This window comes from Duganella sp. Leaf126 (assembly GCF_001423125.1).
Lineage (GTDB): Bacteria > Pseudomonadota > Gammaproteobacteria > Burkholderiales > Burkholderiaceae_D > Rugamonas.
Genome location: NZ_LMNW01000003.1, coordinates 206098 through 230492, shown reverse-complemented (window position 1 = coordinate 230492; position 24395 = coordinate 206098). Strand labels below are relative to the sequence as shown.

Sequence of the window (24395 nt, the reverse complement as noted above, 5' to 3'; positions counted from 1 at the left end):
GAGGCCCCCTTTTGCCCGCGTTTTGTCCACCCCATCACAGGACCCGTCATGTCGCTATCCCTTTTCGCCGCCGGCATGCTGCTGGCAGCGCCGGCAGTACCCGCCGAAGCCACCGCCACCACGGCAACCACGACGCCCGCCGCAGAGCAGCAGCTGCAGCAGGTGGAAGTCGCCGGCACCCGCGCCGACCTGCGCCAGCGCGAAACCACCACCGCCATCATCTACCCGCACGCGGATCTGGTGCGCCAGGGCGACCAGACCCTGGCCGACGCCCTCAAGCGCCTGCCCGGCATCAGCGTCGGCGGCGCTTCCGGCCAGGGCGGCGAGATCAGCATGCGCGGACTGGGCCAAGGCTATACCCAGATCATGCTCAACGGTGAGCCGGTGCCGGCCGGCTTTTCGCTCGATACGGTGGCGCCCGACATGATCGAGCGGGTGGAAATCCTGCGCAGCGCCACGGCGGCATCGAGCAACCAGGCGGTGGCCGGCAGCATCAATATCGTGCTGAAAAAGGCTGCGCCGCGCGGCCAGCGCACCATCACCGCCAGCGCCACCCGCCAGGGCGGCGCAACGTCCCCCTCACTCAGCACACAGTTTTCGACCGCGGCAGACAGCAGCCCGCTGCACGGCCAGTACAGCCTGGCCGCCACCGTATCGCGCCAGCGCACGGAACAGCCCAATACCGACGACGAAATACTGACCGACGACAGCGGCGCCACCATCGTGCGGCGCCACACGCTGCAACCGAAGTCCACCCGCGACGACAAGCTGACCCTGGCGCCACGCGCGAGCTGGACCCTGGGCAAGCGCGACACCGTGACCTGGCAAGGTTTCGCCAACCTGCGCCGCCTTGCGATCGGCAACCGCGCCGACGAGCAAACGCTGGTGGGCGACGCCAGCGAGTTCCCGCGCTTCGTGTCGGACTATCGCGCCCGCATCGCCATGCTGCGCAGCGACCTGGAGTGGAACCACGGCTTCGCCAGCGGCGACCAGCTCGAAACCAGGCTGGGCGCCAGCAGCAACCGTCGCGACACCGGCTATGACTTTTACGGCATGGACGCCGAGGGCATGCCGGGCGTGCACCGCCATGTCGACGCCGGCCCCGCCGAAACCGCCGTCACCTTCACCGGCACCTGGCGCCACCCGGTCGGCGCGCACCACGCGCTCGCTATCGGCTGGGACGCCAGCCGCGCGCGGCGCGACGAAGACCGCATCGAAACCATCTTCGATGGCGCCGGCGTGCAGACCGGCGCCAGCAACGCCGACTACAGCGCCATCGTCAAACGCCTGGCGCTGTTCGCGCAGGACGAGTGGGAAATCTCGAAACAGTTTTCGCTGTACGCGGGTTTGCGCCACGAGCGGCTGCAAACGACCAGCCGCGCGCTCGCTGGCGCCCCCACGTCCGCCGATGCGCTCGACGTCCGCTCGGCCGTGTGGAGCCCCTCGCTGCAGGCGCGCTATGCGCTGCCGGACAAGGACGTGCTGCGCATAGCGCTGGCGCGCACCTACAAGGCGCCGCCGCTGGCCAAGCTGGTGCCGCGCCGGTACACCATCGACAATAACAACAACCCCACCAATCCCGACGAGCAGGGCAACCCGCAGCTGCGCCCCGAACTGGCCTGGGGCCTGGACGCGGCCTACGAGCACTATCTCGGTAACGGCGCGCTGGTCAGCGTGAATCTGTATTGGCGCCGTATCCGCGATGTCACGCAGACCCGCCTGTTCGAAGAAGCCGGCGTGTGGATCACGGCGCCGTTCAACAACGGCAACGCCAGCGTGCACGGCATCGAGCTCGAAGCGAAGCTGCCGCTGCGCCGCCTGCTGAACCGGGCCACGGCGCCGGCGGTGGACCTGCGCGCCAACCTGGCGCGCAACTGGTCGCGCGTGGCGCGCGTACCCGGCCCCGGCAACACGCTGGAAGAACAGGTGCCCGTCACCGCCAATCTGGGCGCGGACTACACGCTGCCCGGCAGCGCATGGACGGTGGGCGGCGACTTCCATTACCAGGGCGGCGTCGCCGCCCGGCAATCGACACAGCTCTGGCTGGGCAACTCGCCCGGCCGCAAGCTGGACCTGTATGCGCTGCGCAAGCTCGACGCCAGGACCCAGTTGCGCCTGTCGGCCAGCAACCTGCTGCACCAGCGCGAGCGCAACTGGCAGCAGTTCCGCGACGCGGACGGCGCCGGCGCCAGCACGCGCCGGCGCGACACCGTCACGCCGACCAGCGCAGCCGTGCGCATCATGCTCGAACACCAGTTCTGACCGAGGCCGCGCGGGCGGCGCTGCTGTGGTAAGGTGGGCCCATGACCACAGCACCGACTGCCCCCGTCCCGTCTCCGTCCTCCACGCGCGCCGCATCCTCCGCCCCACCGTACCGGCGCTGCATGATCATGGGCGGCGGCGGTTTCCGCTTCGGCATCTACATCGGCATGTACGCCGCGCTGCGCGAGGCGGGCAAGGCGCCCGACGTGATCGTCGCCAGCTGCGGCGGGGCGATTGCTGCCGCCATCATCCACCACCTGCCGGCGCCGCAGGCGCAGCGCGACTGGCTGTCGTCGCGCGCCATGTACGATTTCTGGTGCGGTCTCAGGTCCACCCGCCACGCGGCGCTGCTGGCCACACTGGCACGGGCGGCGCGGCGCAAGCTGTCATCGGCCCCGGCGCCGCTGATACCGGACCTGTTCGGCGACTTCCTGTTCGACATACCCTCGCAACTGCCCTTCCCTGCCGCCAGCGGCACGCCGGAGGTGGACGTGGCCATCATCGGCGGCAAGCTGCTGTTCGAGGCGCACGAGGTGGGCTGCCCGCGCGGCCAGCGCAAGCTGTTCGCCGAAACCGTGTTTTGCGGGGAGCGCGCCGCTGCCGCGCTGCGCGGCATGGCGTCGCCGCTGGCCGACCCGCGCTGGGGCGAGCACGCGGTCGCGCCCGAACTGCTGATCGACAGCAGCGTGCCGATCACCGAAGCGGCGCGCATCTCGATTGCGGACATGATCTATTTCCGCTGCCGCCAGTACCGGGGCGCGGAATACATCGGCGGGGTACTCGACCTGTTCCCGGTCGAAATCGCGCGCACGCTCGGCACGCAAGTGATCATGGAGTTCAAGGAGGCGTTCGACCAGGTGTTTTCGATTCCGGCCTGGCGCGCGGTGCTGGGGCTGAACGGCAATGCGCGCCTGCGTTACGCCAATACCTGGCTGGCCGACCTGCGCATCGATTCCTCCGACATCTCGAAGGTGCTGGCGCGCCAGCAGTTGCAGCAAAAGCTGCACTGGAGCCGCAACCGCATCGAACTGGCGATGCCGCCCACGTACGAGATCTTCGTGCAGCACGTGCGCGACCAGTGGCAATACGGCTACGATCGCGCCAGGGAGGCGCTGGCCCACCCGGTCGGCCGCCATCCCGACGTGCGCCGCGCCACGCGCCACAGCCGCCGCTATCCTGACGGCTGACAGCGGACCTGCGGGCGCGCAGCGATCATGCGCCCGGCGCCTAGCGGCACATTTCGCGCCACGACTCCTCGAATTCGGCCGGCGGCATATCCTGCGCCAGCATGGTCAGTTCGCGCGCCACCGAAATATAGCGCTGGTAACCGAGGTAGGCGCCAAACGCATCCTTGGCGTTGACTTCGCCGCACGGCGCGCCGCCTTTGCCGATGAACTGGTTGCGGAACTGCGCGGCGTTCGGCTCGCGGACCTTCTCCCTGACGTATTTTTCGCCCATGGCGATCACGGCGCTGGCTTCCTGCTGCCTTTTCTGGGCCTTGCTTTCGCCGCAACCGGTCGTGGCCAGCAATGCGGCCAGCGCCAGCAGGCCGGCGCCTTGCCAGCGCAAGGTGTGTGAAAAATTCATGTGCTTATTCATCTTCTGTGCCCTGGACCGATTTTAATCTACCGATACGGTCTGCGCCTCTCCTCGTTGCCCGGTACCCGACTTAACGCTCGACCCCTGCGCATTGTTGACAGCGGGCGATTTTGTTAGACTGACCAGCTTTATAACACTGCAACTGGAGACCGACCGCATGTCACATCCTCTTCCTGACCGTCTGGTACGCACCATAAACGCCCTGCTGGCCTGCACGATGTTGCTTGGCGGCTATGCCGGGGCTGCAGAAAAACTGGCCCATGTGACCATCCTGGCGACCGGCGGCACCATCGCCGGCAGCGGCGCCAGCTCCACCACGACGGTCGGCTACACGGCCGCCACGGTAGGGGTCGATACCCTGATCAAGGCGGTGCCGGAGCTGTCGAAAGTGGCCGAGGTCAAGGGCGAGCAGGTGTTCCAGATCGCCAGCGAGAACATGACCAACGCCCATTGGCTGACGCTGGCCAAGCGCGTCAACGCGCTGCTGGCCCAGCCCGATGTCGATGGCATCGTCATCACCCACGGTACCGATACGCTGGAAGAAACGGCCTACTTCCTCGACCTGACCGTGCACAGCAAGAAGCCGGTGGTGCTGGTGGGCGCGATGCGCCCTGGCACGGCACTGTCGGCTGACGGTCCGATCAACCTGTACAACGCGGTGCTGCTCGCTGCCAGCAAGGACGCGGTCGGCAAAGGCGTGCTGGTGGCGTTGAACGACCAGATCCATAGCGCGCGCGATGTCACCAAGACCAACACCTCGACCCCGGACAGCTTCAAGACCCCGGAACTGGGGCTGCTCGGCTACATCCAGGGCAACAAGCCGTATTTCTACCGGGCGTCCACCCGCAAGCACACGGCCGATACCGAATTCGATGTCAGCCAGCTGACGGCCCTGCCGCAGGTCGATATCGTCTATGGTTACGCCAACGTCGGTCCGGTGGCGCTGAACGCGCTGGTGGCGGCTGGCGCCAAGGGCATCATCCACGCCGGCGTCGGTGACGGCAGCCTGGCGGCAACCGTCAAGCCGGCGCTGGTGGCCGCACGCAAGCAGGGCGTGGTGATCGTGCGCGCCAGCCGCGTGGGTCAGGGCATCCTGGCGCGCAACGGCGAAGCCAACGACGACGAGCTCGATTTCGTCGCGGCCGACACGCTCAATCCGCAAAAGGCGCGGATCCTGCTGATGCTGGCCCTGACCCGCACCAGCGATACCCGCGCGATCCAGCAGATGTTCTACACCTACTGATCGGGCACCGACAGATCAAGGGGACTTTAAGGGTAATCGGGCCGCCGCATCCGGAACAGGGTGTCGGCACTGATCTCGAAGTAGTCGGCCGGGCCACCCGCGCGCAGGATGGTCTGCGAGGCGGCCGTGTCGTACACGCCATCGCGCAGCAGCGCACGCGCGATGTGCACCCCCACCACCTCGCCCATTACCAGCCAGGTATCGGTGACGTCCCCCGAGGCGCCCTGCAGCCGGATGATCTGGCTGCATTTGCATTCGAACGAGACCGGGCTGGCCGCCACGCGCGGCACGCCGACGATGCGTGACGGCGCCGTGGCCAGGCCGGCCAGGTCGAACTCGTTCACCTCGGGCGGCGCCGGTGCGCAGCTGGCGTTCATCGCTTCGGCCAGCGGGCGCGTGGCCAGGTTCCAGACGAATTCTCCGGTTTCCTCGATGTTGCGCAGCGTGTCCTTGCGGCCGATGCTGGCAAAGCCGATCAGCGGCGGCGTGTAATTGAAGGCATTGAAAAAACTGTAGGGCGCCAGGTTCAGCACCCCGGCGGCCGAGTGCGACGAGATCCAGCCGATCGGGCGCGGACCGACGATGGCGTTGAACGGATCGTGCGGCAGGCCGTGGCCCTGCGCTGGCTGGTAGAAATGACGGTCGTCCATGATGCTCCGGGTAGAAGGCGCCAGCGGCGCCGGGGGTTCATTGTGGCACAGGGCCCTGGTCGGGCCGCGCGCGCGCACGTAACACGCGTCATGCCCGTAAACGATCGCGGGGCGGACGCTTGCGCGTCCGCCCCGCGGAAAGTCAGGTGCAGCGAAGCTTAGGCTTGCTTGGCAGCCTTGCGACGACGTGCAACCACGCCCAACAGGCCCAGGCCGGCAACCATCATGGCGTAGGTTTCTGCTTCTGGCACTGGTGCCACGGCGATGTTCAGGTCGGAAGCGTACGAACCGCCGCCGTTACCGTTGACCAGACCGCCTACCTGGAAGTAGTACGAACCAGCGGTCAGACCCATGGTGGTGATTTCCCATGCGTCTTTGGCGTTCAGGCCGTTGCCCAGGGTGTTGATACCGGTGTAGGTGGTCAGCACATTGTTGGTGGTTGGATCGTATTTGACCAGGTTGTAGCTGGTGATGACCAGATCCTTGGTGGTCGCCGATTTCAGGTAGCTCGAGGTCAGCGACGAGGTCGAGTCGAAGCCGGTACCCAGGTTGAACATGAATTTGTCGCTGAAGGTATTGTTTTGATCAGCCTTGTAGAAGGTGTTACCGAAGTAGGCGTTGAAGCCGCCTTCGCCATCCGCTTCCAGATTGATGGAGACGGTTTTACCAACTTGTGCTGCGTAGGCAGACGAGGCGACCAGCGATGCGCCAGCGATCAGGGAAGCGAACAGTACTTGTTTGATTTTCATTTGGTTTTTTCCGTATTTTAGTAAATTTGCCTTGTTGGCAATGACCCTTACCGAATGCATTCATTCGATAACATAAAGCATACATTTTTGTGCAAAAGCCAACTGTGCGGTAGATAACATAACCGGGCTGTTTATTAAGAATTACTTAGGAAAGGAGCAACTGTCGTTTTCGCATCTTGTTAACACTTTCTGTGGATAAGGCTGTTAACAAGCACGAACGGCGTTTGCCAAACCATTGTTTAGAAAGGGAAAAGCATGCCTGCGCAAATTTATCGCAGCGAAAGTTATCCACTGCAGTAAACTAAGTACGACTATGCAAGTTTGCCGATCCACCACAGGAATGCCATGACCCTCCGCCTCCGTCCCCTCGCCTGCGCCATTGTCCTTGGCGTGGCCAGCCTCACCGCGCCATTCACCCATGCTGACGACGCGCCCGCCATGTCCGGCGCCGCCAGCGTGCGCGCGCAGTACACCAAGTACGAATACCGCATCCCGATGCGCGACGGCACCCGCCTGTTCACGGCCGTGTATGTGCCCAAGGACGCCAGCCGCCGCTACCCGTTCCTGATGGAACGCACGCCGTACAGCGCCGGCGTGCAGTCCGACGACGAACTGCACTATGGCGTCGATTTCTACCCGGCGCGACTGGGCCCGTCGCCGGAATTCCAGCGCAGCGGCTATATCTTCGTGCAGCAGGACGTGCGCGGCCGCTACATGTCCGAGGGCAAGTGGCAGGAAGCAACGCCCCACGTGAATCCTCACCGCGCCAAGGGAGAAGGCAACGAAAGCGAGGACATGTACGACACGGTCGAGTGGCTGCTGAAGAATGTTCCCAACAACAACGGCAAGGTCGGCATCCTCGGCATTTCCTACCCGGGCTTTTATACCTCGGCCAGCATCATCGATTCGCACCCGGCCATCAAGGCCGCGTCGCCACAGGCGCCGGTGACCGACCTGTACATGAACGATGACTCCTACCATGGCGGCGCCTTCATGCTGGCGGCCAACTTCGACTTCTACGCCGCTTTCGTGGAAGCGCAAAATCCGAGCCCGCTGCCCAAATCCTGGAACAGCTTCGATTACGGCACCTCGGACGGCTACCAGTTCTTCCTGTCCCACCTGACGCTGTCCGACATCACCAACACCATGACAGCCGCCCAGCGCGCCCTGCTGATGCCGACCATCGCCAACAGCACCTATAACGATTTCTGGAAAAGCCGCAACATTGCCGCACACCTGAAAAACATCAAGGCCGCCGTGCTGACCGTGGGCGGCTGGTACGACGCCGAAGACTTGCAGGGACCGCTGACGACCTACCACGCGATCAAGCGCAACAACCCGTCCATTTATAGCGGGCTGGTGATGGGACCATGGTCGCATGGCGGCTGGCGCCGCTACGACGGTCAGAGCCTGGGCAGCGTGCAGTTCGGCGCCAAGACCGGCGAATACTTCCGCAAAAACATCGAGTTCCCGTTCTTCGAACAGCACCTGAAAGGCGTGGCCAACCCCAGGCAGGCGGAAGTCCATGTCTTCGAAACCGGCAGCAATGTCTGGCGCGAGTATGCGGCCTGGCCGCCCAGACAGGCGCAGCCGCGCACGCTGTACCTGGGCGCCAACGGCACACTGGGCTGGCAACAACCAGCCGGCAGCGGCGACGGCTATGATGAATACGTGGCCGACCCGCGCAAGCCGGTGCCGTACACCGGATATCCGACCATCGGCGTGCCCAAGGAATACATGGTGGGCGACCAGCGCTTCGCCGCGACCCGCACCGACGTGCTGACCTACCGCAGCGAGCCGCTCGAGCAGGACGTGACCCTGAGCGGCCCGGTCAAGCCGCGCCTGTTCGTGTCCACCACCGGCACCGATGCCGACTGGGTCGTAAAACTGATCGACGTCTATCCCGACGACTATCCGTCGGCAGACAAGCCCGACAGCCCGCGCACCGACGTGGCCAAGCCGGCCATCCCGATGGCCGGCTATCAGCAGCTGGTCCGCGGCGACCCGCTGCGCGGCAAGTTCCGTCACAGCTTCGAGCAACCGGAGCCGTTCGTGCCAGGCAAGGTGGAAGCGGTCAACTACAGCATGGCCGACATCAACCACACTTTCCGCCGCGGCCACCGCATCATGGTGCAGATCCAGAGCTCGTGGTTCCCGCTGGTGGACCTGAACCCGCAGACCTTTGTCGATATTCCCACCGCCAAACCCGAGGATTTCAAAAAAGCGACCCAGCGCGTGTACCACGCACCGTCGATGTTCTCGGGCATCGAAGTACAGGTGATGCCGGCGCCGCATTAAATAGTCGCTGCAGTCGGCATGGTGAACTTCTCCGCCTCGGGAATGCCCAAACCGGCACACGACGCGGCGGTTCGCCATGCCGAGCGAGAAGACAGCGTCAGATCAGGTCGCCACGCTCGAGCGGACTGCAAATGCCCGCTATTGCCCGTTACACCAAGCAGCAACTTCCGGTAAATGCAGCGAAGTGGCAACGAAATAATTGCATTTCGTAAATCACTATTGAAGTTATTTAACTTTTCAACTTAACAGAATTGGATTTTGGAAATATGATGGCGGCAGTCCATTGTCGTCATCATTCAAGGAAATCCATGGAACATCCCCCTCAAGGTTTCGGCGTTGCCGCCCGCCTGCGCCTCGGCTTCGGCGTCGTTCTGGCGATGATGCTGGCACTCACCGCCCTCAGCGTTGTCAAAGTCAACGCCATCGACAGCAGCCTGCAGCACATCAGCGCGGTCAACAACGTCAAGCAGCGCTACGCGATCAACTTCCGTGGCAGCGTGCACGACCGCGCGATTGCCGTGCGCGATGTGACCCTGGTGCCCGACGCCGACGTGGCGGCCGTGGTGGCCCTGATCGATAAGCTCGACGGCGATTACCAGCAATCGGCGCGGCCGATGGACGAGCTGCTGGGACGCGCCGAGGGCAAAGTCATTGCCGAGGAGCGCGCCTGGCTCGACAAGATCAAGCAGAACGAGGCGCGCACCACGCCGCTGGTCAAGCAGATCATCGCCCTGCGCCGCGCGGGCCAGATCGACGACGCGCGCGAGCTGCTGCTGCGCCAGGCCAAGCCGGCGTTCATCGACTGGCTGGCCAGCATCAACGGTTTCATCGACCAGGAACAGAAAATGACCGAGGCCGAATCGGCGCTGGCGCGCGATGGCGCCCACGACTTCCAGTCGCTGGCCCTGCTGGCAGTCGCGATCGCGGTGGCGATCGGCGCCCTGGTGGCGTGGCGCATTTCGCAGCACCTGCTGCGCGCCCTCGGCGCCGAGCCGGCCCAGGTCAAGGCGCTGGCCAATGCGGTCGATCGCGGCGAGCTGTATCACCAGGTCAGCCTGCGCGACGGCGACACCGACAGCATCATGGCGGTGCTGGTCAAGATGAGCAGCAACCTGCGCGCCACCGTCACCGAGGTACACGGCGCGGCCCATGCCGTCACCAGCATCGGCAGCCAGATCTCGGCCGGCAACCAGGACCTGTCCAGCCGCACCGAAGACCAGGCCAGTTCGCTGAGAGAAACGGCATCTGCCATGAAAGAGCTGACCGGCACCGTCAAGCAGAATGCCGACAGCGCGCGCGACGCCAACCAGCTTGCCCACGAAGCCTCGGGCGTTGCCAGCAAGGGCGGCGAGATCGTCGGCCAGGTGGTGCAGACCATGAACGCGATCGACGCCTCGTCGCGCAAGATCGAGGAAATCATCAGCGTCATCGACGGCATCGCCTTCCAGACCAATATCCTGGCCCTGAACGCGGCCGTCGAAGCGGCCCGGGCCGGCGAACAGGGACGCGGCTTTGCGGTCGTGGCCACCGAAGTACGCAACCTGGCCCAGCGCAGCTCCACCGCCGCGCGCGAAGTGAAGGCCCTGATCGACGAATCGGTGGAGCGGGTGCATGCCGGCACCACGCTGGCCGAACACGCGGGCAGCACCATGCAGGACATCGTGCACAGCGTCAAACGCGTGTCCGACGTGGTGGAATCGATTGCCAGCGCCAGCGCCGAGCAGCGCGCCGGCATCGAGGAAGTCGACCGCGCCATCGCGCGCATGGACCAGGTCACGCAGCAGAATGCGGCGCTGGTCGAGGAAGCGCTGGGCACCGTCGATACCTTGCAAGACCAGGCCGCGCTGCTCAACAACGCGGTGGGCGTATTCAAGACCGCGCGCGCGGGCGAGCACCAGGGCGCGCCGGCAGCAGTTGCGGCCGGCCGCCAGCGCCTGTTGCCCCGCGCGTCATAAGATCTACTGGCAGCGCTCAGGAATGGCAGCGCTGTGGCCACCGCATTCGGTCGCGGTGGCCCGACCTCATTTCACGTCGAGCAGTTCGACCTCGAAAATCAGGTTCGAGTTCGGCGGAATCGGACCGACGCCGCGCTCGCCGTAGCCATAGCTGGCCGGAACGATCAGGGTGCGCTTGCCGCCCACCTTCATGCCTTGTACGCCCTCGTCCCACCCCTTGATGACCTGTCCACCGCCGAGCTGGAAACTGAACGGCTCGCGGCCGACCGACGAGTCGAACTGTTCGCCATGCTTGGACGGCGCCGACGGCACGTACAGCCAGCCGGTGTAGTTGACCACCGCCGTCACGCCGGCGACCGCTTCCTTGCCGGTACCAACCACGGTATCGATTTTTTGCAGTGCAGTGATGGCGTCCGGCGCCGCGGCTGGCGCATCGGCAGCCGGAGTTGCCGGCGCCGGTGCGCTTGCCGTCGCTGCGGGCGCGTCGGCCGCAGGCGCGGGCTTGTCCTTGTTACAGGCAGTGAGAGACAGGGTGAGGGTCAGGCCGAGGACGGCGGAGGACAGCAGTTTCATGGATGATCTTTCGGGATGGTTGTCAGCCGCCGCAGCATACAGCGCGGCGCGCCATCTGCCAATCGGAAACCGGCAGCCATGGCGTTCTCGTTGCCGATCGTCGCCAGCACTTCTGCCAGCAAGGTGGACAGCGGCCCCCTGCTGCCCGACCTGCAAGCCCGGATCCCCGACCATCCGCTACGAGAGCGGCGCAACATGAATTCGTGGAAAGACCCGGCCGTGCAAGCAGCGATCGTCGCCACCGGGCGCAGGAAACTGATTTTTTCGGGCATGCTGACCGAGGCATGCATCAGCTTTGCCGTGCTGAGCGCCCTCGCAGCGGGTCACGACTGCTACGTGGTCGGCGACGCCTGCGGCGGCCTGACCGACGCCGGCCACCACCTTGCCCTGCAGCGCATGACAGCCCAAGGCGCGCAGCCGACCAGCTGGCTGCAGGTGCTGCTCGAACTGCAACGCGACTGGACCCGCCGCGACAGCTACGACGCCGCGAGGGCCGTGGTCGAGAAAAACGGCGGCGGCAACGGTATCGGACTGCGGTATGCGCGGCAGATGCTGACGCCGCCGTAAAAGGCGGTCAATCGACCGATCAGAACGGGATTTCCGCTGCTCGGGCAGCTTTTGGCAAACCTGAAGCCACGTAGAATTGCCTGCTAACCGGTCGTTGCGCCGGCTTGAAGACCCCTACTTCAGAACGAACGCCATGAAAACCGTCTTAGCCCTGCTGATAACTGCCCTGCCCCTCGCTGCCGCGGCCGCACCGACGCAAGTGCTGGGCATCCCGTTCAATGGCAAGCTCAATTATTCGCCCGGCATCTGTCCGCTCAACAACGACAAAGCCGAACAAATCTGCTGGCGCAGCAGCCCGCGCGCCGATGACGTGGGCGGGCGCTGGGGCAGCGTGCACCTGCCGGACCCGGAAGCGCGTCCGCTGTGGGCGGCACGCGGCTGGTACGAACTGGCGGTCAAAAAAGATCTGACCGTCACCCGTATCAAGGTGCTGGCCGACGGTACCGAGCGCGAGACCATCTTGCAGTCGATCTCGGCCCGCTTCGGCGCGCCCGTTGCCGACGATGGCCGCACCGCACGATGGGTCCACAAGGACGCCATCATCCAGATGCTGTGCGCCGCCCCGACCCGATGCTGGGCCACCTTCACCGTCCCCGCCGCCGAGATCGAATACGATCCATCGGCGAAGCGCCTGGCGCAATACCAACGGCCCAGACCTGTGACGCCATAAACCAGCGTCACTGCCATACCGGCGCTTATGAATCGGCAAATGTACGAAGACCACCTCGAATTGCTGGCGCGCGGCTGGCTGGCGGAAATCGACGGCGACATTGTAGGTTTCGCGTACGCCGATAAGATAAACTCCTCGGTTTGGGCGCTCTTCATCTGAGCAAGAGTGCTTGGGGTTACGGCATATTTGAATTTTCAGCACGGACGCTTTGAGATGATTTTTACGGAAGTTGACGGTATTTTCTTTCGCGCGATCGACCCTGACTACCGCGCGCATGCGTTGTCCGGCTCCCGTAACGCGGGGCGCTATTCTCGTAGCACACAAGCTACACTTTATTTGAGCTCGTCGCGCGAGGGCGTAGACGCGGCGATGCAAGCTCATAAGGGGGACCGCAGTCCTACGTTAGAGATCGTCAGTGTTCATGTCGTGGCAAAGAGAATTGTCGATCTACGCAATTCGTCAGCATTGGCAGAAATCGGCCTCAGCATTGCCGATGCCATCGCGCCGTGGCAGGAGCTTGCAGCAAGAGGGGCCGCCCCACGGTCGTGGGAAGTTCGTGATCGTCTCGTAGCATGCGGAGCAAATGGCTTGATTGATCCGTCGAGAAAAGCACCGGGCTTGTGGCATCTGGTTTTGTTTTCGTGGAATCTCGATGGTGCACCGCAAGTCCATCTCGTTGATGAGACTTAGCCGACTCGTTTAATAAATGCATTGTTCGCGGCTACCTCACATCGAACCTGCTGGGCGTGCGGGCACGCCCATTTTCAAGTGTCGAGAATTACGCTAAAGGTTTGAACGACGTGCGGAATGCTTCAGCTGCGTCTTCCCGCGTATTGATCTCAACCTGCACGCCCCCGGGAATGACACAGAAAAAGCGTGATCCCCGTACGTGCCGGAGAACACCGGTGGCACATTCTCCGCCGCCAGCTTGCACTTGCGCGAATAATGCAGTCACATCATTCACGCTTGGCACTTCGAATCCGATATGGAAATTCTGAGGCCATGACACCGCGTTGCAGCCAGTACTTCCATCGATAACGATGTCAAAATCGTGACGCTTGACGATACGCGACGGCCCAAAGGCGGAAACGGTACAGCCGAGATAATTCACAAAAAATGCGGCGGTTGCGTCCACATCGCTTGAAGGAAAACTGATGTGGTTAAATTTCATCGTTCGATTGAGGGTAAACATTGCATTGCTCCAGAAGAATGAAGGAAGCATGCCTGTGTACGATGAATGGGAGCGAGTTGCCGCGACCAGCGCAACCGAGTGCAGATGACAGTCGAACGCAAGCCTCGGACACGCTCCCCATCGTTCAATGGGCGTGATTCACAAGGCGTTGGTTGACGTAAACGCTTACGACTGCAAAAGCAGCACGCGCAATATAGCACGCGACTCTTTCCGATGACAATACAAGCTGGCGAACGCGCTCGGCGGGAACTACACCGAGGACTGTGCCGTGCAGAACGCGGCCCAGAGAAACAGTCAAATAAATCGTTGATTTTTTGGCCTGCCCAGCAGGAATCGAACCTGCGACCCTCAGCTTAGAAGGCTGATGCTCTATCCAACTGAGCTATGGGCAGCTTTTATCGCAGCGAGAATTCGCCGCAGAAATGAAAAACGGGTTGTCTAAGACAACCCGTTTAGTGTTTTTGGTCGGAGTACAAGGATTCGAACCTTGGACCCCCTGGTCCCAAACCAGGTGCGCTACCGGGCTGCGCTACACTCCGAAGACAGCATTCTAATCGGCCGGGGCGCCGCCGTCAATGGACGCCCCGAAGTATCTTGCAATCTTGAAGCACGCGCAATGCGAGCAGCCGTTATGCCGCCAGCTTGACGTCGATCTTGTCGGCGATGCGCTGCGCCATCGACTTCGCGTCGTCGGCACTGCGCGCTTCCACCATCACGCGGATCAGGGGCTCGGTGCCGGAGGCGCGGATCAGGACGCGGCCGGTGTCGCCCAGCTCCCGTTCGACCTGCTCTTTCTCGGCTACCATGGCGGCATTCTGGGTCCAGTCGAAGCCGGGCGCCACGCGCACATTGATCAGGGTTTGCGGGAACAGCACCAGGTCGGCCGTCGCCTCTTCCAGCGAGCGGCCGGCGCGCTTGAGCGCAGACAGCACCTGCAGCGCCGAGATGATGCCGTCGCCGGTCGTGTGCTTGTCGATGCACAGCAGGTGGCCCGAGCCTTCGCCGCCGAGCAGCCAGCCCTTTTCCTGCATCACTTCAAGCACGTAGCGGTCGCCCACCTTGGCGCGCGCGAAACCGACGCCCTTCTGCTTGATCGCCACCTCCACCGCCATATTGGTCATCAAGGTGCCGACCGCACCGGCGACCGGGCCGGTGGCCAGGCGGTCGGTCACCATCAGGTACAGCAACTGGTCGCCGTTGTAGAGGCGGCCATTGGCGTCGCACATGATCAGGCGGTCGGCGTCGCCGTCGAGGGCGATGCCAAGGTCGGCGCCGTGGGCGCGCACGGCGGCAGCCATCGCGTCCGGCGCGGTGGCGCCGTGGTCCTTGTTGATGTTGAAGCCGTCCGGCTTGTTACCGATGGCAATCACTTCGGCGCCAAGCTCGTGGAACACGTGCGGGGCGATATTGTAGGCAGCGCCATGGGCGCAATCGACCACCACCTTCAGACCACGCAGGTCGAGTTCGTTAGGGAAGGTGCTCTTGCAAAATTCGATGTAGCGGCCCTGGGCGTCATCGAGACGCTTGGCGCGACCCAGTTTCTCGGGCGCCACGCATTCCATCGGATGCGCGAGCGCGGCTTCGATCTCCAGTTCGACCGCATCGGGCAGCTTGGTACCCTGGTCCGAGAAGAACTTGATGCCATTGTCCTGGAACGGGTTGTGCGACGCCGAAATCACGACGCCGGCCGACAGGCGCAGCGCGCGCGTCAGGTAGGCGATGGCCGGCGTCGGCATCGGGCCGGCCAGCATTACGTCCACGCCGGCAGCAGCCAGGCCGGCTTCCAGCGCTGCTTCGAGCATGTAGCCGGAAATGCGCGTGTCCTTGCCGATCAACACGGTGGGGCGCTTGCCGCCCGTACCGCAGTCGGCACCAGCCAACACCTTGCCGGCAGCGTAGCCCAGGCGCAGCACGAAGTCGGGCGTGATGGGCGAAACGCCCACCAGGCCGCGGATACCATCGGTGCCGAAATATTGTCGTGCCATGTTGTGCTCTTTTCTCTGTCTGTTGTGTTTTATTGCGCCGCTTGCCATACCTTGAGCGCATCGACCGTGTCGGCCACGTCGTGCACGCGCACGATGAACGCGCCTTGCGCCACGGCGGCCAGCGCGCCGCCGACGCTGCCGGCCGCGCGCTGCGCGACCGACTTGCCCGTCACCGCGCCGATCATCGACTTGCGCGACAAGCCCGCCAGCAGCGGCATCGCAGTCTCGTCGATGATCCGGCCAGTCGCCTTAAGCAAGGCGTAATTATGCTCTACCGTCTTACCGAAACCAAAACCGGGATCGATGCACAATCGACGCGGATCAATGCCGGCGCCGGTCAGCGCGTCGATGCGTTCACGCAAGAAAGCGATGACCTCTCCTACCACGTCGCCATAGCGGGGTGCCAGCTGCATATGCTGGGGATCGGACTGCATGTGCATGATGCACAGGGCGCAATCGCTGTCGCGCACGGCGTCGATGGCGCCTGCTGCGCGAAAACCGTTGATATCGTTGATCATGTCCACGCCGGCGATAACTGCTTCGCGCATCACCTGCGGCTTGCAGGTGTCGACCGATATGGCCGTGCCCAGGTCGCGCACGGCATAGACCACCGGCATCACGCGCTGCAGCTCGTCGTCGAGTGCGACCGGCGGCGCACCGGGCCGGGTGGACTCGCCGCCGATGTCGATGATATCGACGCCCTCTTCGATTATCGCTTCGGCATGGCCGATGGCGAACTCGAGCGCCTGGTAGTTGCCGCCATCGGAAAAGGAATCGGGCGTGACGTTGAGGATGCCCATCACGCGCGGGCGCCGGCCCGCGCCCTGCAAGGGATAGTTGAAACGGCCAAACTGGAAGGTGGAACGCATGCGCAAGCCAAAAAAAGCTGTAGTAAAGAAAAAGGGCGAGGATTGCTCCTCACCCTTGGGTGCCGACGACCAGACCGGCGCTTAGGCGGGTGCAGTCACCGTGGGCGATACGCCCGAACCGCCGTCGCTAGGCGGCTGTTTGCGGATGGTCACGCCCGGCTTGGGCGGACGCGGCTCCAGGCCGGCCATGATGTCGTTGATCTGGTCGGCATCGATGGTTTCCCAGTCGAGCAGCGCCTTGGTCATGACTTCGACTTTTTCGCGGTTGTCTTCCAGCAGCTGGCGCGCCAGCGCATATTGCTGGTCGAGGATGTTGCGGATTTCCGCATCGACCTTTTGCTGGGTGGCTTCCGAAATGGTCTTGTTGCTGCCGCCCATGAAGCCGTCGTTCTGTTCGTCCTCGTACACCATCACGCCCAGCGAATCGGACATGCCGAACTTGGTCACCATCGAGCGGGCCAGCTTGGTAGCGCGCTGGAAGTCGTTCGAAGCGCCGGTGGACATCTGGCCGACGAAAATCTCTTCGGCGATACGGCCACCGAACAGGATGGAAATTTCTTCCAGCATCTTGTCCTTGTAACCGGAGATGCGGTCGTGTTCCGGCAGCTGCCAGGTCAGGCCCAGCGCCCAGCCGCGCGGCATGATGGTGACCTTATGGACCGGATCGGCCTTCGGCAGCAGCTTGGCCACCACGGCGTGGCCCGACTCGTGGTACGCGGTGTTGCGGCGCTCTTCCTCGCGGATCACCATCGACTTGCGCTCGGGACCCATGAAGATCTTGTCTTTCGCGTCTTCGAAGTCGGCCATGTCCACCAGGCGCTTGGCGCGGCGCGCGGCAAACAGCGCTGCTTCGTTGACCAGGTTGGCCAGGTCGGCGCCCGAGAAGCCGGGCGTGCCACGGGCCAGGATATCGGCCTTGACGTCGGTGCCGATCGGCACTTTGCGCATGTGGACGTTGAGGATCTGCTCGCGGCCACGGATATCGGGCAGGCCGACCGACACCTGGCGGTCGAAGCGGCCCGGACGCAGCAGCGCCTTGTCCAGCACGTCGGCGCGGTTGGTGGCGGCAATCACGATCACGCCGGACTGGGCTTCGAAGCCGTCCATTTCGACCAGCAGCTGGTTCAGCGTCTGTTCGCGCTCGTCGTTACCGCCGCCCATGCCGGCGCCACGGTGGCGGCCGACCGCGTCGATCTCGTCGATAAAGATGATGCACGGCGAATGCTTCTTGGCGTTCTCGAACATGTCGCGCACGCGCGAGGCGCCCACGCCGACGAACATCTCGACGAAGTCGGAACCCGAAATCGAGAAGAACGGCACCTTGGCTTCGCCGGCGATGGCCCGGGCCAGCAGGGTTTTACCGGTGCCTGGCGGACCGACCATCAGCACGCCGCGCGGGATACGGCCGCCGAGCTTCTGGAACTTGCTCGGATCGCGCAGGAAGTCGACGATCTCGGTCACTTCTTCCTTGGCTTCGTCGCAGCCGGCAACGTCGGCAAAGGTAACGGTATTATTGGTGTCGTCGAGCATGCGCGCCTTCGATTTACCGAAGGAGAAGGCGCCGCCCTTGCCGCCGCCCTGCATCTGGCGCATGAAGAAGATCCACACGCCGATCAGCAGCAGCATCGGGAACCACGACACGAAGATCTGCTGCAGGAAGCCTGGTTCTTCCGGCGGACGGATGTCGAACTTGACGCCGTTGTCGCGCAGGTCGCCGATCAGGCCGCGGTCGAGCAGCGAGGCGGTGGTGCGCACCTTGGTGTCGTCGCTCTTGATGGCAGTGATGCTGGTGCCCTCGATGACGACTTCCTTGATATTCTTGGCTTTGACTGCGTCGAGCAGCTCGGAGTATGGAATAGGTCGGGCGCCAGCTGCAACGCCATGGCTATCGAACTGCTTGTACAACATGAGCAGGAGCAGGACGACGACTACCCAAATGGCTGATTTGGAAAACATGTTATTCACGAAGACTCCTTGGATGCAGGGCGCATCTCTTAACCTATAGCTAGAAACCCGATTTTACTCGCAATAAGCAGGCGGTGCCAGAAGCCCACTCCTCTACCGGGCGCAAACCCGGCATCAGCACACATTATTTGACCAGAATTGCTGGCCGATCAAGATAAAAATGCCTCACCTCGGCCGATATGCGGCCTGCAGCACGAATATCAAGGCTGCATCGGCGCTTTTGACTGCCGATGCACGTGCTTCAGTCGAGCTCGGGGCGGGCCGGGGCCACGTCATCGTTGTCGAAGGGCACGGCCGAGGCCATGCTGTCGGTCGGATTTTTCAGGCCGCGGCCCAGCAGGAAAATCTCGGACGATTTGTCGCGGCTGGCCTTGGGCTTTTTCTGGGTCACGGTTTTAAATTCCCTGCGGAATTTGAGCACGATGTCATTAAAACCCATGTCTTTAAAACATTTGACCAGCAGTGCACCGCCCGGTTTCATGTGGGCCTGAGAAAATTCGATGGCCAGGTCGATCAAATGTTCCATGCGCGCCGCGTCGCTGTCGGCAATGCCGGACAGGTTGGGCGCCATGTCGGACAGCACCAGGTCCACTTTCTGGCCCTGCACCACCTCTTCCAGTTTTTGCAACACTTCCACTTCGCGGAAGTCGCCCTGGATGAAATGGAAATCGGCGACCGGCTCCATCGGCAGGATATCGAGCCCGATCAGCGTACCGTTGATGCCGCCGCCGTCCTTGCCGGCCAGCTTGCGGCGCGTGTACTGGGCCCAGCTGCCGGGCGTGCAGCCCAGATCGACGATCACCTGTCCCGGCTTGATCAACTTTTCTTCCTCGTCGATCTCTTTCAGCTTGAAAGCCGCACGGGCGCGGTAGCCCTCCTTCTGGGCCAATTTCACGTACGGGTCGTTAATGTGGTCGTGAATCCAGTTTTTGTTTATTTTGTTCTTAGCCATTCGCGTAGAATACTGCCTTTAAGAGAACTACCAGAAATTATTATGATCAAACTTACCCCCGTCGAGCGCAGCGCCCTGCGTGCCGAAGCTCATGCGCTCAAGCCCATCGTCCTGATCGGCGAAGCGGGACTGACCGCCAACGTCCTCAAGGAAATTTCCCTGGGCCTCGATTCGCACGGCCTGATCAAGGTCCGCGTATTCGGCGACGACCGCGAAGCGCGCATCGCCATGTACGACACCATCTGCCAGGAGCTGGACGCCGCGCCGGTGCAGCACATCGGCAAGCTGCTGGTGCTGTACCGCCCGAAAGTGGAAACCACCAAGGAACGCGCCACGTCCGGCAAGGGCTTGCGCGAGGTGACCATCGTCAAGCCCAGCCCGAGCGGCACCAAGCGCCCATCGGTGACCAAGGTATTGCTTAAAGGGAATGAGCGCGTGACCCAGGGCGGCAACATCAAGCGCGCCAAGCCGCTGCAGAAGTCCACCAAGAAAAGCGCGCTGGGCTCGAAATAAAGCTGGCGCTCTGCCGGTCGTCACGCGCGCGCAGGCGCAAGTGATGATCGGCAGGCAGTCATCGCTACTGCTTCACCACCAGCCACGCCGCCAGCAGGCTCTGCACCAGGAAGATGGCGCTCGACACGCCGTGCAGGATGCCGAATTCATTGCGCGCGGCCGATTCCATCACCCCGCCCGGTCCCGCGCTCGCGCGCAAGGCCGCCATCATCGGCTGCAGGCCGAAGTGCGACACCAGCGTTCCCGCCAGCATCACCACCACGATGATCATCACCGTGCGCCGTCCCTTGGCTGCCATATTCACGGCCGGGCCGGCAAAGATGCCTTCGGTGCCGGGCCGGGTCGCCCACAACAGCAGCAGCATCAGCACGCCACAGGCGATCGAGACCCAGGCCTGGGTATTGAACAGGCTGCCGGCAATGGTGCCGGCCAGCACGCGGTCGCTCAGCGTGGCAAACAGCGTGGGGGCGGCGATATAGCCGATGCCCCACAGGCTGCCGGCCCACAGCGTGGCAACGAGCAAACGGGTGCGCGCCAGCAGCATCAGATGTAACGCACTTCCAGGATTTCGTATTCGCGCGGGCCCGACGGCGCCTGCACTTCCACCACGTCGCCGGCCGACTTGCCGATCAGCGCACGGGCGATCGGCGACGTCACCGACACCTTGCTCAGCTTGAGGTCGGCTTCGTCGATGCCGACGATCTGGTACGTCACCTTGGCGCCGGACTCGAGGTCTTCGAGATCGACGGTGGACGCGAACACCACGCGGCCTTCGGCGTCGAGCGTGGTCGGGTCGATGATCTGGGCCGTGCTGAGTTTGCCTTCGAGTTCGGCGATACGGCCTTCCACGAACGCCTGACGCTCCTTGGCAGCGTCGTACTCGGCGTTTTCGGACAGGTCGCCGTGCGAGCGCGCTTCGGCAATCGCGTCGATCACGATACGGCGTTCTTTGGTCTTCAACTGGTGCAGCTCTTCTTTGAGGAGCTCTGCGCCGAACTTGGTAAGTGGAACTGAAGTCATATCTGTTTACTCTGTTTTTACAATGGAAAACCACAGAGGCCACGCCAACTGCAGCGTGAGCTCTGTGGTTAATTGGGTCTTGCTTCGGGGTGACCGATAACCTTAGTGTAAGGCAGTATGCAGCCCTTGTAAATCGTACACTTGCAATTCGTCGAGATGGCGGATGCCTTCCACCGCCGCTTCGGCGCCGGCGATGGTCGTGTACGTGGTCACGCGCGCGGCCAGCGACGAGGTACGGATCGCGCGCGAATCGTTGATGGCGCTGCGCTTTTCTTCCACCGTATTAATCACCAGCACGATCTCGTGGTTCTTGATCATGTCGACGATGTGCGGACGGCCTTCGGCCACCTTGTTCACGGCCGTGACCGGGATGCCGGCCGTGGAGATCACGGCAGCCGTGCCCTTGGTGGCCACCAGCGAGAAGCCGGCATCGACCAGGTCGCGCGCCACCTTGACCGCGCGCGGCTTGTCCGACGATTTCACCGACAGGAACACCTTGCCCGACTTGGGCAGCTTGACGCCGGCGCCCAGCTGCGACTTGACGAACGCTTCGCCGAAGGTCTTGCCGACACCCATCACCTCGCCCGTCGATTTCATTTCCGGTCCGAGGATGGTATCGACACCCGGGAACTTCACGAACGGGAACACGGCTTCCTTGACGCTGTAGTACGGTGGCACCACCTCGTCGGTCACGCCCTGCGCTGCCAGGGTCTGGCCGACCATGCAGCGCGCGGCGATCTTGGCCAGCTGCAGGCCGGTCGCCTTGGACACGTACGGCACCGTGCGCGAGGCGCGCGGGTTCACTTCGAGCACGTACACCACGTCCTGCGCCACGCCGTCGATCTCCTGCTTCTGGATCGCGAACTGGACGTTCATCAGGCCGACCACGTTCAGGCCCTTGGCCATCAGCGCGGTCTGGCGCTTGAGTTCGTCGATGGTCGCTTGCGACAGCGAGTAAGGCGGCAGCGAGCAGGCCGAGTCGCCCGAGTGCACGCCAGCTTGTTCGATGTGTTCCATCACGCCGCCGATGAAGGTGGTCTCGCCGTCGCTGATGCAGTCGACGTCGCACTCGATGGCGTCGTTCAGGAAGCGGTCGAGCAGCACCGGCGAATCGTGCGAGACCTTGACCGCTTCGCGCATGTAGCGCTCGAGGTCACGCTGCTCGTGGACGATTTCCATGGCGCGGCCACCGAGCACGTACGACGGACGCACGACCAGCGGGTAGCCGATCTCCTGGGCCAGCGCCAGGGCGTCCGCTTCGGTGCGGGCGGTGCGGTTCGGCGGCTGGCGCAGGTTCAGCTTGTGCAGCAGCTGCTGGAAACGCTCGCGGTCTTCGGCGGCGTCGATCATGTCGGGCGAGGTACCGACGATCGGCACGCCGTTCGCTTCCAGGTCCAGCGCCAGTTTCAGCGGGGTCTGGCCGCCGTACTGGACGATCACGCCGACCGGTTTTTCCAGCTCGACGATTTCCAGCACGTCTTCCAGCGTCAGCGATTCGAAGTACAGGCGGTCGGACGTGTCGTAGTCGGTCGAGACGGTTTCAGGGTTGCAGTTGACCATGATGGTCTCGTAGCCGTCTTCGCGCATCGCCAGCGCCGCGTGCACGCAGCAGTAGTCGAATTCGATACCCTGGCCGATCCGGTTCGGGCCGCCGCCCAGCACCATGATCTTCTTCTTGTCGGTCGGATTCGATTCGCACTCTTCGTCGTACGTCGAATACATGTACGCGGTGTTGGTGGCAAATTCGGCCGCGCAGGTATCGACCCGCTTGTACACGGGACGGATCGCCAGCTCGTGACGGCGCGCGCGCACCGATTTGGCATCGGTCTGCAGCAGGAAGGCCAGGCGGCGGTCCGAGAAGCCTTTTTGCTTGAGCTTGTACAGCGTGGGCTTGTCCAGCAGTTCGAGCTTCTGCGTATCGAGCCACAGTTCGATGTCGACGATTTCCTTGATCTGGATGAGGAACCACGGATCGATCTTGGTCAGGGCGTGCACTTCGTCGAGCGTGAAGCCCTGGGCGAACGCATCGCCCACGTACCAGATGCGCTCGGGACCGGGCTCGCCCAGTTCCTCTTCGATCTTTTCGCGGTCCTTGGTCTTCTCGTTGAGGCCATCGACGCCGACTTCGAGGCCGCGCAACGCCTTCTGGAACGATTCCTGGAAGGTGCGGCCGATCGCCATCACCTCGCCCACCGATTTCATCTGCGTGGTCAGGTGGTGGTCGGCGGTCGGGAATTTCTCGAACGTGAAGCGCGGGATCTTGGTGACCACGTAGTCGATCGACGGCTCGAACGAGGCCGGGGTGGCGCCGCCGGTGATCTCGTTGCGCAGCTCGTCGAGGGTGAAGCCGACGGCCAGCTTGGCCGCGACCTTGGCGATCGGGAAGCCGGTGGCCTTCGAGGCCAGCGCCGACGAACGCGACACGCGCGGGTTCATCTCGATCACGATCATGCGGCCGTCGGCCGGGTTGATCGAGAACTGCACGTTGGAGCCGCCGGTATCGACGCCGATCTCGCGCAGCACGGCCAGCGAAGCGTTGCGCATGATCTGGTATTCCTTGTCGGTCAGCGTCTGCGCCGGCGCCACGGTGATCGAGTCGCCGGTGTGCACGCCCATCGGGTCGAGGTTTTCGATCGAGCAGATGATGATGCAGTTGTCCGCCTTGTCGCGCACCACTTCCATCTCGTACTCTTTCCAGCCCAGCAGCGACTCTTCGATCAGCAGTTCGTTGGTCGGCGACGCTTCCAGGCCGCGCTTGCAGATCGCTTCGAATTCTTCTTCGTTGTAGGCGATGCCGCCGCCGCTGCCGCCCATGGTGAACGACGGCCGGATGATGGTCGGGAAGCCTACCTCGCGCTGTACCGCCCACGCTTCGTCGAGCGAGTGCGCCACGCCGGAACGGGCCGAACCGAGGCCGATCTTGGTCATCGCATCCTTGAACTTGGCGCGGTCTTCGGCCTTGTCGATCGCTTCCGGCGTGGCGCCGATCAGCTCGACCTTGTACTTGTCGAGGATGCCCTGGCGGTGCAGGTCCAGCGCGCAGTTGAGCGCGGTCTGGCCGCCCATGGTCGGCAGGATCGCGTCCGGGCGTTCCTTGGCGATGATCTTTTCGACGATCTGCCAGGTGATCGGCTCGATGTAGGTGACATCGGCCATGTCCGGGTCGGTCATGATGGTGGCCGGATTGCTGTTGACCAGGATGACCTTGTAACCTTCTTCGCGCAGGGCCTTGCAGGCCTGGGCGCCGGAATAATCGAACTCGCAGGCCTGGCCGATAATGATCGGACCGGCGCCAATAATCAAAATACTTTTAATGTCTGAACGTTTTGGCAT

Annotated in this window: 21 protein-coding genes and 2 tRNA genes; 9 read left to right on the top strand and 14 right to left on the bottom strand. The window is 63.3% G+C overall.

Annotation, left to right across the window (positions count from 1 at the left end):
• Positions 1–48 precede the first annotated feature (48 nt).
• Positions 49–2262 carry a TonB-dependent siderophore receptor gene (locus tag ASF61_RS05310; protein ID WP_056152047.1) on the top strand — a complete coding sequence of 738 codons (2214 nt, stop codon included), beginning with the start codon at positions 49–51 and terminating at the stop codon, positions 2260–2262.
• A 41-nt stretch (positions 2263–2303) separates the two neighbouring features.
• The gene (locus tag ASF61_RS05305) at positions 2304–3449 is read left to right on the top strand and encodes a patatin-like phospholipase family protein (protein ID WP_229205721.1); all 1146 of its coding nucleotides are present in this window, start codon (positions 2304–2306) and stop codon (positions 3447–3449) included.
• Between the two features lie 40 nt (positions 3450–3489).
• Here ASF61_RS05305 and ASF61_RS05300 read toward each other — a convergent pair whose 3' ends face one another.
• Complete coding sequence (locus ASF61_RS05300) at positions 3490–3849, bottom strand: hypothetical protein (protein ID WP_056152042.1); 360 nt, start codon at positions 3847–3849, stop codon at positions 3490–3492.
• A gap of 169 nt (positions 3850–4018) precedes the next feature.
• Here ASF61_RS05300 and ASF61_RS05295 point away from each other — a divergent pair, with 169 nt between their 5' ends.
• A complete protein-coding gene (locus ASF61_RS05295) occupies positions 4019–5104 on the top strand; it encodes a type II asparaginase (protein WP_056152040.1) in 1086 nt (361 codons plus the stop codon).
• A 26-nt stretch (positions 5105–5130) separates the two neighbouring features.
• Here ASF61_RS05295 and ASF61_RS05290 read toward each other — a convergent pair whose 3' ends face one another.
• Both ASF61_RS05290 and ASF61_RS05285 read right to left on the bottom strand, forming a co-directional pair.
• Positions 5131–5754, bottom strand: coding sequence for a flavin reductase family protein (locus tag ASF61_RS05290; RefSeq protein WP_056152037.1), 624 nt, complete (start codon positions 5752–5754; stop codon positions 5131–5133).
• Between the two features lie 158 nt (positions 5755–5912).
• Complete coding sequence (locus tag ASF61_RS05285) at positions 5913–6503, bottom strand: FxDxF family PEP-CTERM protein (protein ID WP_056152032.1); 591 nt, start codon at positions 6501–6503, stop codon at positions 5913–5915.
• A 345-nt stretch (positions 6504–6848) separates the two neighbouring features.
• Here ASF61_RS05285 and ASF61_RS05280 point away from each other — a divergent pair, with 345 nt between their 5' ends.
• Both ASF61_RS05280 and ASF61_RS05275 read left to right on the top strand, forming a co-directional pair.
• The gene (locus ASF61_RS05280; protein ID WP_056152029.1) at positions 6849–8801 is read left to right on the top strand and encodes a CocE/NonD family hydrolase; all 1953 of its coding nucleotides are present in this window, start codon (positions 6849–6851) and stop codon (positions 8799–8801) included.
• 308 nt (positions 8802–9109) lie between these two features.
• The gene (locus ASF61_RS05275; protein WP_056152026.1) at positions 9110–10756 is read left to right on the top strand and encodes a methyl-accepting chemotaxis protein; all 1647 of its coding nucleotides are present in this window, start codon (positions 9110–9112) and stop codon (positions 10754–10756) included.
• A gap of 66 nt (positions 10757–10822) precedes the next feature.
• On the opposite strand, the gene ASF61_RS05270 is transcribed toward ASF61_RS05275, so the two are convergent.
• Positions 10823–11329: an FKBP-type peptidyl-prolyl cis-trans isomerase gene (locus ASF61_RS05270; RefSeq protein ID WP_056152023.1), complete on the bottom strand. Its 507-nt coding sequence runs from the start codon at positions 11327–11329 to the stop codon at positions 10823–10825.
• Between the two features lie 78 nt (positions 11330–11407).
• Here ASF61_RS05270 and ASF61_RS05265 point away from each other — a divergent pair, with 78 nt between their 5' ends.
• From ASF61_RS05265 to ASF61_RS22580, 3 genes are all read left to right on the top strand, one after another.
• Positions 11408–11896 (top strand): isochorismatase family protein, encoded by a 489-nt coding sequence (locus ASF61_RS05265; RefSeq protein ID WP_229205720.1) that lies wholly within the window; start codon positions 11408–11410, stop codon positions 11894–11896.
• A gap of 133 nt (positions 11897–12029) precedes the next feature.
• Positions 12030–12566 (top strand): hypothetical protein, encoded by a 537-nt coding sequence (locus ASF61_RS05260; RefSeq protein ID WP_056152020.1) that lies wholly within the window; start codon positions 12030–12032, stop codon positions 12564–12566.
• A gap of 213 nt (positions 12567–12779) precedes the next feature.
• Positions 12780–13256 (top strand): RES family NAD+ phosphorylase, encoded by a 477-nt coding sequence (locus tag ASF61_RS22580; protein ID WP_082491216.1) that lies wholly within the window; start codon positions 12780–12782, stop codon positions 13254–13256.
• Positions 13257–13344: 88 nt separating this feature from the next.
• Here the strand turns inward: ASF61_RS22580 and ASF61_RS22575 are convergent, their stop codons facing one another.
• From ASF61_RS22575 to ASF61_RS05230, 7 genes are all read right to left on the bottom strand, one after another.
• Positions 13345–13758 carry a VOC family protein gene (locus ASF61_RS22575; protein ID WP_082491215.1) on the bottom strand — a complete coding sequence of 138 codons (414 nt, stop codon included), beginning with the start codon at positions 13756–13758 and terminating at the stop codon, positions 13345–13347.
• Positions 13759–14073: 315 nt separating this feature from the next.
• Positions 14074–14150 (bottom strand) — tRNA-Arg (locus ASF61_RS05255).
• A 70-nt stretch (positions 14151–14220) separates the two neighbouring features.
• Positions 14221–14297: transfer RNA gene (locus tag ASF61_RS05250), tRNA-Pro, on the bottom strand.
• A 90-nt stretch (positions 14298–14387) separates the two neighbouring features.
• Positions 14388–15743, bottom strand: coding sequence for a phosphoglucosamine mutase (glmM, locus tag ASF61_RS05245; RefSeq protein WP_056152017.1), 1356 nt, complete (start codon positions 15741–15743; stop codon positions 14388–14390).
• A gap of 29 nt (positions 15744–15772) precedes the next feature.
• The gene (gene folP, locus ASF61_RS05240; RefSeq protein WP_056152238.1) at positions 15773–16612 is read right to left on the bottom strand and encodes a dihydropteroate synthase; all 840 of its coding nucleotides are present in this window, start codon (positions 16610–16612) and stop codon (positions 15773–15775) included.
• A gap of 81 nt (positions 16613–16693) precedes the next feature.
• Positions 16694–18577, bottom strand: a complete 1884-nt coding sequence (gene ftsH / locus ASF61_RS05235; protein ID WP_056152015.1) for an ATP-dependent zinc metalloprotease FtsH — start codon at positions 18575–18577, stop codon at positions 16694–16696.
• 241 nt (positions 18578–18818) lie between these two features.
• Positions 18819–19529: an RlmE family RNA methyltransferase gene (locus tag ASF61_RS05230; RefSeq protein ID WP_056152010.1), complete on the bottom strand. Its 711-nt coding sequence runs from the start codon at positions 19527–19529 to the stop codon at positions 18819–18821.
• Between the two features lie 42 nt (positions 19530–19571).
• Here ASF61_RS05230 and ASF61_RS05225 point away from each other — a divergent pair, with 42 nt between their 5' ends.
• Complete coding sequence (locus ASF61_RS05225) at positions 19572–20042, top strand: YhbY family RNA-binding protein (RefSeq protein ID WP_056152006.1); 471 nt, start codon at positions 19572–19574, stop codon at positions 20040–20042.
• Between the two features lie 64 nt (positions 20043–20106).
• Here the strand turns inward: ASF61_RS05225 and ASF61_RS05220 are convergent, their stop codons facing one another.
• The 3 genes from ASF61_RS05220 to carB form a co-directional block, all read right to left on the bottom strand.
• Complete coding sequence (locus ASF61_RS05220) at positions 20107–20586, bottom strand: DUF4149 domain-containing protein (protein ID WP_056152003.1); 480 nt, start codon at positions 20584–20586, stop codon at positions 20107–20109.
• Positions 20586–21062 carry a transcription elongation factor GreA gene (gene greA / locus ASF61_RS05215; RefSeq protein ID WP_056152001.1) on the bottom strand — a complete coding sequence of 159 codons (477 nt, stop codon included), beginning with the start codon at positions 21060–21062 and terminating at the stop codon, positions 20586–20588. The genes ASF61_RS05220 and greA overlap by 1 nt, the downstream gene beginning before the upstream one ends.
• 102 nt (positions 21063–21164) lie before the next feature.
• Entirely contained in the window at positions 21165–24395 is a 3231-nt protein-coding gene (gene carB, locus ASF61_RS05210; RefSeq protein ID WP_056151997.1) for a carbamoyl-phosphate synthase large subunit, read from the bottom strand.